Annotated in this window: 11 protein-coding genes; 2 read left to right on the top strand and 9 right to left on the bottom strand. The window is 34.0% G+C overall.

The window, feature by feature from the left end; genetic code table 11:
* Window positions 1-52: 52 nt before the first annotated feature.
* The gene (locus QL232_RS09385; protein WP_281613931.1) at window positions 53-1,402 is read left to right on the top strand and encodes a TlpA family protein disulfide reductase; all 1,350 of its coding nucleotides are present in this window, start codon (window positions 53-55) and stop codon (window positions 1,400-1,402) included.
* A 183-nt stretch (window positions 1,403-1,585) separates the two neighbouring features.
* On the top strand, window positions 1,586-2,809 hold the full coding sequence (locus tag QL232_RS09380; RefSeq protein WP_281613930.1) for a transglutaminase-like domain-containing protein: 1,224 nt from the start codon (window positions 1,586-1,588) through the stop codon (window positions 2,807-2,809).
* Between the two features lie 78 nt (window positions 2,810-2,887).
* Here QL232_RS09380 and QL232_RS09375 read toward each other — a convergent pair whose 3' ends face one another.
* The 9 genes from QL232_RS09375 to QL232_RS09335 all read right to left on the bottom strand — a co-directional run bounded on the left by QL232_RS09375 (window position 2,888) and on the right by QL232_RS09335 (window position 14,449).
* Window positions 2,888-4,888 carry an LruC domain-containing protein gene (locus tag QL232_RS09375; protein ID WP_281613929.1) on the bottom strand — a complete coding sequence of 667 codons (2,001 nt, stop codon included), beginning with the start codon at window positions 4,886-4,888 and terminating at the stop codon, window positions 2,888-2,890.
* A 316-nt stretch (window positions 4,889-5,204) separates the two neighbouring features.
* Window positions 5,205-5,645, bottom strand: coding sequence for a hypothetical protein (locus QL232_RS09370; RefSeq protein WP_281613928.1), 441 nt, complete (start codon window positions 5,643-5,645; stop codon window positions 5,205-5,207).
* 365 nt (window positions 5,646-6,010) lie between these two features.
* Window positions 6,011-6,250 (bottom strand): hypothetical protein, encoded by a 240-nt coding sequence (locus QL232_RS09365; protein ID WP_281613927.1) that lies wholly within the window; start codon window positions 6,248-6,250, stop codon window positions 6,011-6,013.
* 9 nt (window positions 6,251-6,259) lie between these two features.
* Complete coding sequence (locus QL232_RS09360; protein ID WP_168882896.1) at window positions 6,260-6,805, bottom strand: sigma-70 family RNA polymerase sigma factor; 546 nt, start codon at window positions 6,803-6,805, stop codon at window positions 6,260-6,262.
* A gap of 99 nt (window positions 6,806-6,904) precedes the next feature.
* Window positions 6,905-8,107 (bottom strand): efflux RND transporter periplasmic adaptor subunit, encoded by a 1,203-nt coding sequence (locus tag QL232_RS09355; protein ID WP_281613926.1) that lies wholly within the window; start codon window positions 8,105-8,107, stop codon window positions 6,905-6,907.
* A gap of 26 nt (window positions 8,108-8,133) precedes the next feature.
* The gene (locus QL232_RS09350) at window positions 8,134-12,495 is read right to left on the bottom strand and encodes a CusA/CzcA family heavy metal efflux RND transporter (protein ID WP_281613925.1); all 4,362 of its coding nucleotides are present in this window, start codon (window positions 12,493-12,495) and stop codon (window positions 8,134-8,136) included.
* Between the two features lie 86 nt (window positions 12,496-12,581).
* Window positions 12,582-13,028 (bottom strand): hypothetical protein, encoded by a 447-nt coding sequence (locus tag QL232_RS09345; protein WP_168882893.1) that lies wholly within the window; start codon window positions 13,026-13,028, stop codon window positions 12,582-12,584.
* Window positions 13,029-13,128: 100 nt separating this feature from the next.
* Window positions 13,129-13,455 carry a hypothetical protein gene (locus QL232_RS09340; RefSeq protein WP_168882892.1) on the bottom strand — a complete coding sequence of 109 codons (327 nt, stop codon included), beginning with the start codon at window positions 13,453-13,455 and terminating at the stop codon, window positions 13,129-13,131.
* A gap of 97 nt (window positions 13,456-13,552) precedes the next feature.
* Complete coding sequence (locus QL232_RS09335) at window positions 13,553-14,449, bottom strand: hypothetical protein (RefSeq protein WP_281613924.1); 897 nt, start codon at window positions 14,447-14,449, stop codon at window positions 13,553-13,555.
* Window positions 14,450-14,491: the final 42 nt, after the last annotated feature.

Raw genomic sequence — 14,491 nt, 5'->3', positions numbered from 1 at the left:
ATAAAAATTCTAGTATTCTTTACTAAACAAACTTCACTAAACTAAATCAAACATGCGACTTGTGTATACTACTCTCTCACTGATCATATTATTGGTCAGTTGTACTCCTAAAAAAGGGAGTATTTATTACAAAAGTAATTCTGGCAAAAGCATTACGGCGGTAAAGTACAGCCCATTAAATGCGACCGAGGAAAAAGTCTCCTTAGATAAAGTTAGCGAAGCAGAATATAACTATTCCATTGATGCCACCTCGTATTTAACCATTCATGATGACAACTTTGATTTAGAGTTCTTAGTATCTCCTGGGCAAAGTATCGAAATCACAAAAGAAGATGGAGACGTAGTTTTTAAAGGAGACAATGCAGCATACAATCAATCCCTATATGAGATTCAGCGTACTTTTGATAGAGTGTATGAAAATATCAATTATAAAGACCTTTCTATTCTTGATTTTAATAAAACCATCAAGGATTTAGAAAATGAAATGACATCGAAAATCAGTGAAAACCTGAAAAAACATCAGAAAGAGGTGTTATTACAAATCATACAGATAGAAACTTCATTTATCCGCATCAATTATGATCTTCAAACAAGAAGAGCAAGAGAAGAGGAATATGTATTAGACGATAAAGCAGATATTAAAAACTTTGACCTTTCGATTATCGATGAATTATACCAACAGAATTTCAATTATTTATCGTATTACATTCCACATTATAGTGATGTTAAATATTTCAACAATGTTATTTACCAGAAGAGTGGTGAATTTTATTACGCTTTAAGAGCTGATGAATACAAACGCTCTAACCTACCCAATAATATTAAAGAAAAACTTATCGCTTCTGATGTGAGTAGATCTATTACTAATTATGGGTTTAATCATAATTCAGAAACTTTATTGTATCAATTTTTGCAGGACTTCCCTGAGTTTTCTCATAAGAATGACCTGATTGCATTGATTAAAAAACATTCAACGATAAAAAATGGAAACCCTGCCCCCGAAATCAAAGATACATTCACGAGTAATGGAAAGTTTTTCGACATCAACCAATATAAAGGGAAATTGGTCTATATCAACGTTTGGGCAACTTGGTGTACTCAGTGTGAAAGTCAATTGATAGACATGAACTCATTACGAAACAAGTATGATCATGAAAAGATCAATTTTATCACATTAAGTGTAGACAGAGACCAACAAATGTGGAAAAATTATGTGGAAAACAACGATCTTGAAATCGATGATAATGTATGGACTTCAAATGTAGACAAGTTCTATTCTGGATATAAAATTTTTGGACTACCAAGATTTATATTGATTAATCAGGAAGGTAATATTATTGATGCTTTTGCTCCTGCACCTGCTTCTACTCAATTAGAAGAACTTATTGCAGAGGCTATATAAATCAGAATAAAAGAAGTAAAAAAGGCGAGCTCATTACATCATAAGCTCGCCTTTTTTATAGATCACTCAAAAACTTGCATTGTTTTCATTTATTAAAAAGTAATAACAAGCACAAACAAGCATAAACAAGAAAATATTAGTACTTTCAACTCATCAAAAGATTATCAATCTTACTATATGAAAATGAAATACTTTTTTTTAAACATCTCAGTACTAATACTTTTAATGGGATGTTCAGCTAAATACCAAGGAATCGATCAACAATACCACTCTCTGCTTGATCGTGCATTAACAAAAGCAGGAGACAATAGACAAGACATTGAAGCAGCTTTAGAAGATATACCTACTGAAATGAAAAACGGTATGGCGTTTCTTATTGCCTATATGCCTGAAAGAGACCTTAGAACACTTTCGTCCGCTTATTTATTAGAAAATGTTCAATTGGCATATCAAGCTAAAAATGAATTCCTATGGGGAAAATCTATTCCCGATTCTATCTTTTATAATGATGTATTACCCTATGCATTAATGAATGAAAGAAGAGATGACTGGAGAAAAGACTTCTACCAAAGATTTGCACCGATTGTCAAAGATTGCAAATCATTAGAAGAAGCTATTCAAGTTATTAATGATACCATTATTGATATTGTAGAAGTAAAATATTCTACAGAAAGAGAAAAACCCGATCAGTCGCCTTATGAATCTATAGATCAAGGTTTGGCTTCATGTTCTGGGTTATCAGTATTGTTGGCCGATGCTTTTAGAGCTGTGGGAATCCCAGCAAGATTGGCTGGTACTCCTAATTGGACACTAAAAGAGGGCAACCATAACTGGAACGAAGTTTGGGTAAATGGCAAGTGGTATTTTACAGAGTACTACCCTTCTGGGTTAGACAAAGGGTGGTTTTTAGCTGATGCAGGTGCTGCAAATACGGAAGATCCTAAAAACTGGATCTATGCTTCTTCTTGGAAACCTGCCGAACATGCCTTCCCTCTAGTATGGGATTATTCGATTAAATATGTTCATGCTCATAACGTAACAGATCGTTACATTAAATTATGGAAGAAGGAACAAGCTAGTCATGCTGATCAAGAGGGAAAAGTAGCAGTTCGAATTAAAATGTTTAAAGATAAAACATGTTCGCTGATAAGTAATAATAGAGTCGAATCTGAAATTACCGTTTCACTAGATAGAAAAATTATTGAAAATGGTAAAACTGCTGGACCACTGAAAGATATGAATGACATTCTTCAATTCTACCTTGAAGAAGAAAAAGATTATCAGATTACATTTATGAACGACAAAGGTATTCCGGTAACACACACCTTAGAAGTAGAAAAGGAACCTATGGAAGTTACGTTGTATCACTCAGAAAAACCTGGAAAAACTCATTTCCCTTCAAAATAGGTAAACCGATAAATACAAAAAGCCCTTCCTCAGATCACAAAGAACTGGGAAGGGCTTTATCATTTAATTAATTATATTTTACTGTTCGTGTAGATTACTCGTATTTCTATTTCCTTCTTGCATTGTATACCAATTACGGTTGCTTCCACCACCAGTAGTAGCAAAAGTTGAGAAATTGACATAGGCATTAGTAATATCTACATTCTCTTTTGGAGGATCAAAACGAATTGGAACATGTACTGCCCATGGATAGTTTTCTACAGTTTTAAAACCACCTACATCTTCACCTGCTTGAATAAATGTTGTTTTGAATTTAGAAGTATATGATTTACCTGGTAAATGCACCTCTCTATCTCTTTCACTATTTACGAAGATAAATGGATTATAAGGTACATCTCCTAGTGATGATAATGCTACTGGACTACTTAGGCTTACTACTACATTAATAGTACTACTTGATTTCACTGGTCCTGTACCACTTAACACATCGGATGATTTATCAAAGATGATTACTACAGGTTTTTCTGCTGGGATTCCACTTTCTAGACCTTTACTGTCTAATGAAACTACACCTCCTGTTAAAATTGAACCTGCTACACTACTGATAGAGTCAGCATGGAACGGTAACTCTACAGCAAAACCAGAATGTAAATGTGCTTGAACAGATTTTGCTTTGAATTCCATATCCATTTCCACCACATCATTATCGGCATTTGTGATCAAATTGAAATTGTATTCAATGATCAAATCGTTGAAATCAAAGTCACCTCTGTGAGGGTATAAATCTTCATATGCTACCGATGACCATGCTCCTGCGGTTGGATAATTATTGTTGAATGCTTTGTTTGGATTATTCGGATAATCATCATTTGCATCAACTACACCATCATCGTCAGAATCTGCTTCTTGAGCTGTACAACGATAACCCGAGATATCTCTAACAGGGTGATCTAAAGTATCAAGTATGGTGTATGAACCATCTGAAGGATCCATTTGTAATAAAACTGCATTACCACTTGAGTTGACTGTAGCATACATATTGTTGTTTCTATCAAACGCAATACCTGTTATGTAATAAGGGAAACTACCTGGTGTAATTTGTGTACAGGTAGCTACTGTAGTATCACTATTAAAGGTCATTGAATATAGACCAACAGTACCTGTAGCCATATACATATTACCATTATTATCAATGGCAATATCTCCACCTCCATTCGGGTTTCCACCACCAGGAACTAAACCATTTACAGTGGGATTATGAACGATACTATTGTCTGATGCATCCATAATTAAAATTCTGTTCGCATCTCCAATAATCAGATAATCAGTAGCATGGTCATATTCCATACGAGCATAACTGTTATCAAATACTGAAATACCTGTATTATTCTGACCAATTAAATTAGCTGTACCAGTAGCTAAATCAGTACTGTATAGATTAGCTGAATTACTTCCTGTTCTTACATCATAATACATGATATTTCTTGAACGGTCAATTGCATTGGCTTGAGATCCACCTGCAATTGCAATAGGAGTAGATTGAGCATAACTATTTTCTAAATCAATAGTAAACTGTTCACCATCCGAGTTTACTGCATATAACAAATCATTACAATCTTGTACCCTTGAATTATTATTTCTAACCCTTTCCGATTCTTCATTAAAATTTACATTAATGTTGTTTGTTGTTAATTGTATTTTTTCAAAATGGTCTCGACCATTACTACTTCTCATTATATATAGAGCCTCTATATGATTAGAGAAGTTTGTCGAATATTCTAGTCGACCTTCTGCGTCTGATAATGCTTTACCTCTTAACTGTAAGTTATCACCATCTTCAATCGCATATATACTATATACTACTGGTTGTGATACATTCTCTGAAGTTATTCTCAAGTTTATTTCTTGAGTAGTTTCGTAGTTGAATCCATCAGGAACAGTGTAATCTGTTAGAGCTGTTTGGCCATCTTGTGCTCCGCTTTGTGGATCGGTAGGATCGTTTTCCTTTTGAGAACATCCGATCAAGGTTGTGATGATGAAAAGAGCAACTGGTAAGTGTCTCTTAAAAAAATGAGTCATAATTAATTAAATTAGGTGTTATTCAAGGAATATTATTCAAGGAGTATTACACTCTTTTATTAGGTTTCATTTGTAATTACACCCGTTAACAGAAAGTAGTTTTAGTATGTAAGTTTTTTTTTAATTGTTGACTATTTTATTTTTCCACTACCCAATTTTGCTATGAAATTATACTAAGACATCCTCAAATAGTTCAATTTTTCAGAAATCCACTAATATTTAATTTTTAAGGAAAAAAATCTACACATGTAGCATTCTTCCAAATTTGAAATAAAAAATGGTTTCCAATCTAAGATCAGAAACCACTTATTTATATTTAATTCCATGTTTTAATAAAATCTGAATACATCAGGTATTGATTATTATTCAGACTCAAATGAATATTATTATCTCTTTCTTGCTGTAGTTCTTTACATTTCTTTCTTCGTTCACTGACACCTAACTCAGAAAATTTATTTATTGAGAGGTAAAACTCTGTATATGCATCAATAATCTTCGTTTTCTGATTTTTTGAGATGTTTTCCACCTTTGTTGATATAATTTCAGCATCTTTCTTTCCTTGTTGATAAGGGTCATCTATCACCACAAAAGTATAATCCAGATGATGGTGTTCGCATTTTAAGTCGTGATAATGCTTCTTTAATTTCTTCTTATGATGGTGGTCGTAATGTGCTTTAGTTTTTACCGGTTGATCCTGAGCGTTGCATATAAACGTCACACCGGTAACTAAAACTGTGAACAAAAATAGATACCTCATGTATAGCAGTAAGTTAAATGAATTCGTTTCGTACAAAAAAATCTAAGTATAGTAATATCAATTTATATAAATCGAGAAAAAAATCAAAATAATGGATACGTTAGGTCAATGTACCTTTTAAAAATAAAAGCTCTCCAAAAAGGAAAGCTTTTAAATTTGATTGATAATGCAGAGGTTATACTATATGTTTTTTTATGAACTGATGAAGAAGAAGATATTTTAAAGCAAAAAACTTAATCCACAACTATAGACTTTAAAACTCTTCTCTTCGTTCAGCTCATACTATCTTTTACAAAAAAACTCATGAAACTTATTCAGCTTCATGAGTTAGTCGTATGAGAAAACTAATCCTTACACTCTCTATCTTATTTTTTTAAAGAATTTATAATTTTTTCTTTCTTTTCATCTGACAGTGTGATCTTTACATCTTCATTTTTTTTATAAAATAAAGACATTGAAGCATCAAAACGTAAAGTCATCTTCTCATAAAGCTTACATGTTTTACACAAGGCAGTATGTATACTTAATTTTAGATTGTCTATAAAAGACAATTTCACTTCTGCCTTTTTATCTATAAGAGCTGCTGCTTTTTTACAAGTAATCATGATAATAGGTTATTTATTAAACCAGTTCAGTTGAATACAATTCCTTAGATTTAATTTGGCTCTATGGATAAGCTGCCAATAATTAGACGTTGAAATTTCAAGATCCTTACAAATCTCATCTGCTTTTTTGTCTTCAAGATATTTTGAGGTTATCGCGATATGAGATCTTTCCGACAGTTTCCCTAAGCATTCTTGCAAAACCTTTACAAAATCTAAGTTGTTCATCAACTGCTCATCAGTATCTCCCCATAAGGTGGGGTTGTTATCTTTTTTCCAAGTTTCATTTTCATTAAAGAAAATATCACTCTGTGGTTGTTCCCGTTTGCTCTTCTGTTTTCTAAAATGATCCAACATTTTATGTTTCAAAATAGAAATCAGCCAAGTTTTAGGAGAACTTTTCCCTTCAAATTTGTCTATTGATTGTTGAGCAGCAATAAATGTCTCTTGAATTAAATCTTCTGATACTTGAACATCTGCAGTTCTCTTAAGAACCCACCTATATAATTCGTCAGCATATTCATGTACCCATTCTTGGATATTGTGTTGATCGATCAAAATAATTCTTTTTGAGTTGAATTTATAAGACCAATATAAGCATAGAGAAGTGGATCTTACAAAAAAGCTCGCCTATTATAAAATAGGCGAGCTTTATTTTTAATGGTGGTGATGTCCACCTTCTGATTTTTTCATTTCAGCCATTAGATAATAGGCATTATTTAAAGCTACTTTTTGTCCCTGTTTCATTGGGTACAATAACTTCACTTCAATATTTCCATGATCACTATTTCCTACCTGAACCTTTTGAGGTTTAAAAGACCATTCGTCTCCTTCTTTGTCCACAGTAAAGAAGAAATAGTCTTCACCTTCTTGAACTACAGCCGCTTCGGGCAATGCATCTACATATTTATTATTGATCAGTATCTTTCCTCTTACATAAGTACCCGGAATCAAGTCATTTTTCTGATCTACAATATCAGCATGAAGATGGATGGCTTTCGGTCCTTTTTCAAAAGATTTACCGATATTAAAAATCTTTGCTTTTCTCTTTTTCCCAGATTCTATTTCGGTAGTGAAAATCACATCTTGTCCTACCTCCACTTTAGAGATATCTTTTTCATATACCATTAAATCCACATGTATATCATCAAGAGATATTACTTCGAATAATTCTTTCTGAGGTAAAACGTATTGCCCAGTTTTAACAAGGACCTTCTGAATATATCCATTTAAAGGACTAACAACTGGTATATTTTCGTAGATATGCCCTTCTTGGATCTTTGGTAAATTGAGAAGCAACATTTTCAATTGAGCTTCTAAACCTTTCACCTCACCATTTAAACTAAAGTAGGATGCAGATGCTTTCTGATATTCTCTCCCAGAACCTACCTTCTCATCATACAGTTTTTTCTGACGATTGTATTCTTCTTTTGCAAAAGATAATTGATGAAACTTTTGTTGATACTCGGTCTGCAGACTAATTAGATCAGGGTGACTGATATAAGCTAATACTTGCCCTTTTTTCACCTTCTCGCCCTCAATCACTTTTATCTTAATGACATTCGCTCCAATAATTGTGGTCACAGCTGCATCGTGTTGAGGAGGTACTTCGAGATCTCCATTGGTCATCACATATTCACCAATATTCATTTTTTGAAGTTCTCCAATTTCCATATCCATACTTTTAAACTGTAAAGCATTGATATGAACTTCTTCACCATGTTCTCCTTCTTCATGCCCCTCTTTATGTTCATGTTTCTCTTCTTCGCTATGCTCATGGTTTTCACCAATGGAAGAAGAACAAGAGTAAGCCCCTACCATTAGGAACAAGGTCAGTATATATATATTTAGTTTTTTCATTTTATTATCGTAATTCAGTTTGTCAGTTATTCATTAATAAGGTATTCCAATTGAATAGTAATCATATTGTAATTATTCAATGTATTCAGATAAGCATATTTTATCTCCAAACTCTGGTTTACATTCTGGAAATATTCAACATAATTGATGGCTCCATTTTCAAAGCTTTTCTGAGCATTGTCAATAATTCTATCCACTTGGGGTAATGCCTTATTTTCATAATACTCCAAGCTACCATTCAACTGATTTAGTTGTTGGATAAGACGTTTGTACTGCCCTTCCAATCTAATTTGTTGTTGATCTGCTGATATCTGAGCGATTTGTCGTTGCAGTTTTGCAGCATTCACTTTTGCTTTTTGTGAGCCAAAAAACAAAGGAACACCTAATCCCACACTAAATCCTTGGAAACGGTCTGATGAGGAAGCAAAACTACCATCACTTAGTACTGATCCATCCAAAGAGTTATTGAAATATCCTAATTGAATATCAGGTAACATCTCTGCAGAAGCTACTTTTTGTTCTGCATTGGCGATTTCAATTTGTTGTTGAGCAAACTGTAATAATGGATTACTATTTACTTTCTCTTGATCAAGCACCGTTTCAGCGCCTCTCTTATTCAAAGGTGCAGGCTTAAATTCATAACCTAAAGTATCTTGAAGTAAAACTCTTAAGGTATTTTCTTGAATTAAGATATCTGCTTGTAGAAGATAAATCTCATTTTCAATTTGCATCACTTGAGTTTCTGCTGATGCCTTTTCCAAATAATTAGCTGCTTCGGTCTCGAACCTAATTGTTGCCGCTCTTAAAAACTCTTGATAAAGACTATCTTGAAAAGACATTAGTTTCTGCCTTTCAACCAGATAAGATAATTGATACCAAGCACTTCTAATTTCACTGACCACTTGATTTTGAGTCATCTGCAACTTTATATTACTACCCGAAATATTTTCCTCGGCTAACTTTCTTTGCCTAGAATATACCGTCGGAAAGTCGAAACTCTGCGAAATGCTTATTCCTAAATCATTACGATAACTGTTATACTGTCCATATTCTGCAGTAACTTCTGTCTTATTGATATCTATCGCCTGACGTTTCTGTTCCTCAGTTAGTTGCACATTCGTCTCTGCAATTTTCACACTACCATTCTGTTGTAAACCAATCGCTATGGCCTGATCTAAAGTTTCAATGACTCCTGTTTGAGCTTTTACATGCTTAGGAAGTAGAAGCATACAAAAGCCAATAAAAGCTACGGAAACTATCTTTGTATTGGGTTTAACAATCACTCTTCTTGATTCTATCATTTTATACATAATAGGAAGTACGATTAATGTTAGAAGTGTAGAAGTAATCATCCCTCCTATAACAACAGTTGCTAAAGGACGTTGCACCTCTGCCCCTGCCGATACTGAAATAGCCATTGGTAAGAATCCTAAGATATCCGTTAAAGCAGTTAATAATATTGGTCGGATACGTCTTTTTGTTCCTAAACGAATACGTTCATTTAAATCATCTACGCCATTCTCTTTAAGTTCATTCCAACCTTCAATCAATACCAAACCGTTCAATACAGCTACACCAAATAGCACTACAAATCCTACTCCTGCTGAAATACTAAATGGTAATCCTCTAAAGTATAAGGCTAAAATTCCACCGATAGTAGCAAATGGTATCGCCATATTGATCATAATGGTTTGCCTCCAAGAACGAAGTGCTATAAACAACAAGAAAAATATGGATAATAAGGCTACTGGAACAACAATCTGTAATTTTCTATTGGCTCTTTCTAGATTTTCAAATTGACCTCCATAGCGGATAAAATACCCTGGAGGCAGTTCTAATTCTTCATCCAATATTTGTTTGATATCTTCAACCACAGACTGAATATCTCTACCTCTTACATTGATACCAACATACGTTCTTCTCTGTGTGTTATCTCTACTGATTTGCATTGGTCCCACTTCGTAATCAATATCAGCCACCAAATATAAAGGCACTTGTGATCCATCCCGAAGAGGTACTAAAATTTCTCTTAATTGATCTATGTTATCTCTTTCAGTTTTGTCAAAACGTACTACCAAATCGAATCGCTTTTCGCCTTCGAAGATCATTCCTGCAGATTTCCCTGCAAATGCGGTCTGTACTAAGGTATTTAAGTCTGAAATATTTAAGCCATATTGTGCTACTTTCTCTCTATTGTACTGGATGGAAATTTGTGGCAAACCTGCTGTAGCTTCTACACGCATATCTCCAATTCCCTCTACCTTACTCACTAATTTTGAAATTTCCTGAGCTTTGTTTGCAAGAATATCCAAATCTTCCCCAAAGAGTTTCACTGCTATATCTTCTCTTACCCCTGAAATCAATTCATTGAATCTCATCTCAATAGGTTGAGTAAACTCATAGTTCACCCCAGGTAATATTGATAATTTTTCTTTAAACTTCTCGATCAATTCTTCTTTTGAAGATGCTGAAGTCCACTCACTTTTAGGTTTTAGAATCACTAGACAATCTGCCAAATCGAAAGGCATGGGATCTGTGGGAACATCAGCAACACCTATTCTACTCATTACCTGCTCCACCTCGGGGAAATTATCTTTCATGATCTTTTCCACCTTAGTCGTTGCTTCGATTGTCTCTTCTAAAGAAGAACCCGGTTTCATCATGACATGGTAGGCAATATCTCCCTCATCAAGTTGAGTCATAAATTCTCCACCCATTGTTGTGAAAATGTAGATACTACCCACTAATACTACAAATGATGAAAGTAGAATCACCTTTCCTCTTTTTAATGATACTAATAAAATAGGTTCATAGAAGTTCTCAATACCTCTTATCAGTTTATCACCAAAACCAACTGTAGAACCTTGGTGTACATTAATAAATAAAGAAGAAACCATCGGTACGTAGGTTAAGCAAAGAATCATTACTCCGATCATGGCAAACATAAAGGTCAACGCCATAGGAATAAACATTTTTCCTTCTACACCTTCTAATGTCAAGATGGGAGCAAACACAATAAGTATAATAAGTTGTCCAAAGAAAGCAGAGTTCATCATCTTACTAGATGATTGATATGTTGCCTGATCCTTTTCGTCTTGCGAAAGCTGAATAGCTCCCTTTATTTTACTGTGCATTGCAAACACTGTAGCTTCAACAATGATCACCGCACCATCGACAATTATACCAAAGTCAATAGCTCCTAGACTCATTAAATTGGCCCATACATCGAATTGATACATCATCATAAAGGCAAATAATAATGATAATGGAATTGTAGATGCTACTACTAAACCCCCTCTCCAGTTTCCTAATAATAGAACAAGTACAAAAATTACAATCAATGCCCCTTCTACTAAGTTTTGTGATACCGTTGAAGTCGTCTTATCAATTAACTTATTTCTTGCCAGAAACTCTTTGATTCTTACCCCTTCAGGTAAAGACTTTTGAATTAGCTCTACTCTTTCTTGAACAGCATGAATCACTTCCTTAGAATTGGCTCCTTTCAACATTAATATCATTCCCCCAACGGCTTCACCTTCACCTTCTTTAGTAAGTGCTCCATACCTTACAGCATGACCATATTGTACCTTACCTATATCTCTAATTTTAATTGGGAGTCCTCCCTGATGTGCAACTACAATATTTTCAATATCAGAAAGACTTCTTGCCAAACCTTCTCCTCTAATAAAATTGGCTTTATGGTTTTTGACAATATAAGCCGCTCCAGAATTCTGATTATTTTTTTCCAATGCTTCAAATACCTCCGACAAAGTAATGTCCATTGATCTCAACACATCGGGTTTTACGGCTACTTCATATTGTTTGATATAACCTCCAAAAGCATTGACCTCTACCACACCGGGAACCATGGCCATTTGTCTTTTGATGATCCAATCTTGTACAGACCTTAGGTCAGATAAAGAGTATTTGTCTTTAAATGCTTCATCAACTTCTAAGGTATATTGATAAATTTCACCAAGACCAGTCGTAATTGGTCCAATAAATGGCTCTGCAAAGCCGGCAGGTATATTTTCTTTAATTTCAGGAAGCTTTTCAGCAACTAATTGTCTAGGTAAAAATGTACCCATTTGATCTTTGAAGACAATAGTTACCAATGATAGTCCTGATCTACTTACCGAACGAATCTCCACAACATCTGGTAAATTAGATAACGCTAACTCTACAGGGTATGTGATAAACTGTTCTACTTCTTCAGTTCCTAAACTAGGAGCTTGTGTGATTACTTGTACTTGATTATTGGTAATATCAGGTACAGCATCAACAGGCACTTTTGATAAGCTCCAGATTCCTCCGACTAACCAAAAGAGTATAAAGATCCCTATCAATAATTTGTTCTTTATTGAGAAGGAAATGATTTTATTAATCATTCTAAGAAATTATTTTTTGTTTGTTATGTATTTAGAACTCCACAAAGTATATATCAATCTGTGGATTAGACATATTTGTCCATGGGTTAAAGAAGTGAGGGCGGGCCTCGTTTTCCAAATACAAAATGGGGTATGAGTGATGTTAGGATGTGGTTTATGCTTACAGAATTCACCTTCTGTTCAACATAAATAGGTTGTAAAACCACCATCAAAAAAGCTGTTACTTCTCTGATCTCCTTGGGTACTTTTAGTAGAACTTCTTCTCTACTTTCCTCAAGTAAATTTACAGATTCAGCATGTTGAATTTGCCCAAGAATACAAGACAGGAAGTCATACAGATTAGGATCGCAGTGTCCTTTATGTTCGAAATGGGCATTTTTCTCAATACCACATTCGTCTACATTAATTGATGGGGTATGGCAAAAATTTGCCTCATCGCTGCTATCATGATTATGGCCAATAAAGGTATGTACTACTCCCAAAGAGTAGGACAACAAAACCATAAATGATATGTATAACTTCAATTTTTCCATCAATGCAAATTTAGGAAAAAATGAGTTGTAACAATAAGGCAAAAAAGATTTTTTGATAAAGTGCGTGTATAATATAAATCAGAATGAATTTAATACGCTATCAGAAAATAGAAATTTGTTCCATTTCATTTCCATACCACACTCGGTCACCATCTTTCTTTCCTTTAAAGATTCTATACAATGGTGAATCTGTAGTTAGGCCAACAACCCTTTTACCTTTAATTTTCATATCAGGTAATTGCGTACCTACTACAAATATTGAACTTTTGGTTTCAAACACTACTCCTTTTGAGATCTCATCAAATGGTTTTAGGCGCATAATGTATTGTATACGCTGCTTGATTTTCTCTTTTCTTTGGGGTGTTCTTGCACTTAATTCAACAGCTTCTAATAGACGTCTGTAGAATTTCACTTTCTTAGAATACATATGACGATAAAGTTAATTTATATTGTATAGGAATATAACCATTAAGAGATACAATATCAACAACTTAATTATCAAATATGTTCAGTATGACAAAAAACTATTTCTTCACCCAAATTTCTATATTCTCTGGGCTTCTCCAGATAAAATTCAAAGGTTTGCTAGCCGAAGACTTTTCAGGATCATTATAAAAAAAGATACCAACATTTGGAACCTCCATTCCCCATTTTGAAGACATTTTAGTTTCCCCTCTTCTAATCATGGCTAATTGAATAAAACCCTTAAACGGGTAAGCTATGACTACTACTTCTCCTTTGTTTGCCAATTCTTGAGCCTCTGACAAAGTGGTAGCATTGGCTTCACCAATCATTTTCCATTGGCTATCCGCAGAGATTTTATCATAAGCTTCTGTCATCGTCAGAAAAGAACCTCCTACATAGGGATCTTTGAAATCATCGATATTATAAATTTCTGTAATAGCTTTTGCTGTAGTTTGTCGACATTTCAGAGGATCAATACTTTTGGCATAACAAGTAGTAAATTCTTTAATATAGCTATTTAATACCTGATCAATCTCTTCATCAGAAAGCGTTGACTTTTTACTATTCTCTTCCACAGGTTCAGATAATAAATCTGTATCACTTTCCGCTGACTCATCTAACTTTGATAATAAGAACATACCAAGGTCTACATTTTCCTTATTGAAGTACTCTCCTTTAAACATGTATTGGGCAATCACTTTACCTTCAAACCTTTCACCATTAGGCTGTACTAGTTTGATCTTACCATCACTTCCTTTTTCTCCAACTAATTTCACTTTTTCATTAGTGGATTTATAAATGCAAAAACCTTCTGCTTTATTATCATCACCAATACTAAAACGTACTCTTACTTCTAATTCAGAATTAATTAACCCTTCAAAAGCTAAGTCCGTTTGTGAGAATGCATTACTAGTAGAATATAAAAGTATGAATGTCAGTACTATGTTTTTTAACATGATGTATAAGTTAGATAACAAAAAACCGCAGTAACTATAAAT

The organism is Flammeovirga sp. SubArs3 (assembly GCF_947387565.1).
GTDB classification, from domain to species: domain Bacteria; phylum Bacteroidota; class Bacteroidia; order Cytophagales; family Flammeovirgaceae; genus Flammeovirga; species Flammeovirga agarivorans.
The sequence above is the reverse complement of the archived record's forward strand: the minus strand, read 5'-3'. Positions and strand labels throughout refer to the sequence as shown.

Bases quoted from the DNA above. Each gene is read 5' to 3' on its own strand.
- QL232_RS09385 (WP_281613931.1), top strand. From the start codon at position 53: ATGCGACTTGTGTATACTACTCTCTCACTGATCATATTATTGGTCAGT.
- QL232_RS09380 (WP_281613930.1), top strand. From the start codon at position 1,586: ATGAAATACTTTTTTTTAAACATCTCAGTACTAATACTTTTAATGGGA.
- QL232_RS09375 (WP_281613929.1), bottom strand. From the start codon at position 4,888: ATGACTCATTTTTTTAAGAGACACTTACCAGTTGCTCTTTTCATCATC.
- QL232_RS09370 (WP_281613928.1), bottom strand. From the start codon at position 5,645: ATGAGGTATCTATTTTTGTTCACAGTTTTAGTTACCGGTGTGACGTTT.
- QL232_RS09365 (WP_281613927.1), bottom strand. From the start codon at position 6,250: ATGATTACTTGTAAAAAAGCAGCAGCTCTTATAGATAAAAAGGCAGAA.
- QL232_RS09355 (WP_281613926.1), bottom strand. From the start codon at position 8,107: ATGAAAAAACTAAATATATATATACTGACCTTGTTCCTAATGGTAGGG.
- QL232_RS09350 (WP_281613925.1), bottom strand. From the start codon at position 12,495: ATGATTAATAAAATCATTTCCTTCTCAATAAAGAACAAATTATTGATA.
- QL232_RS09345 (WP_168882893.1), bottom strand. From the start codon at position 13,028: ATGGAAAAATTGAAGTTATACATATCATTTATGGTTTTGTTGTCCTAC.
- QL232_RS09340 (WP_168882892.1), bottom strand. From the start codon at position 13,455: ATGTATTCTAAGAAAGTGAAATTCTACAGACGTCTATTAGAAGCTGTT.
- QL232_RS09335 (WP_281613924.1), bottom strand. From the start codon at position 14,449: ATGTTAAAAAACATAGTACTGACATTCATACTTTTATATTCTACTAGT.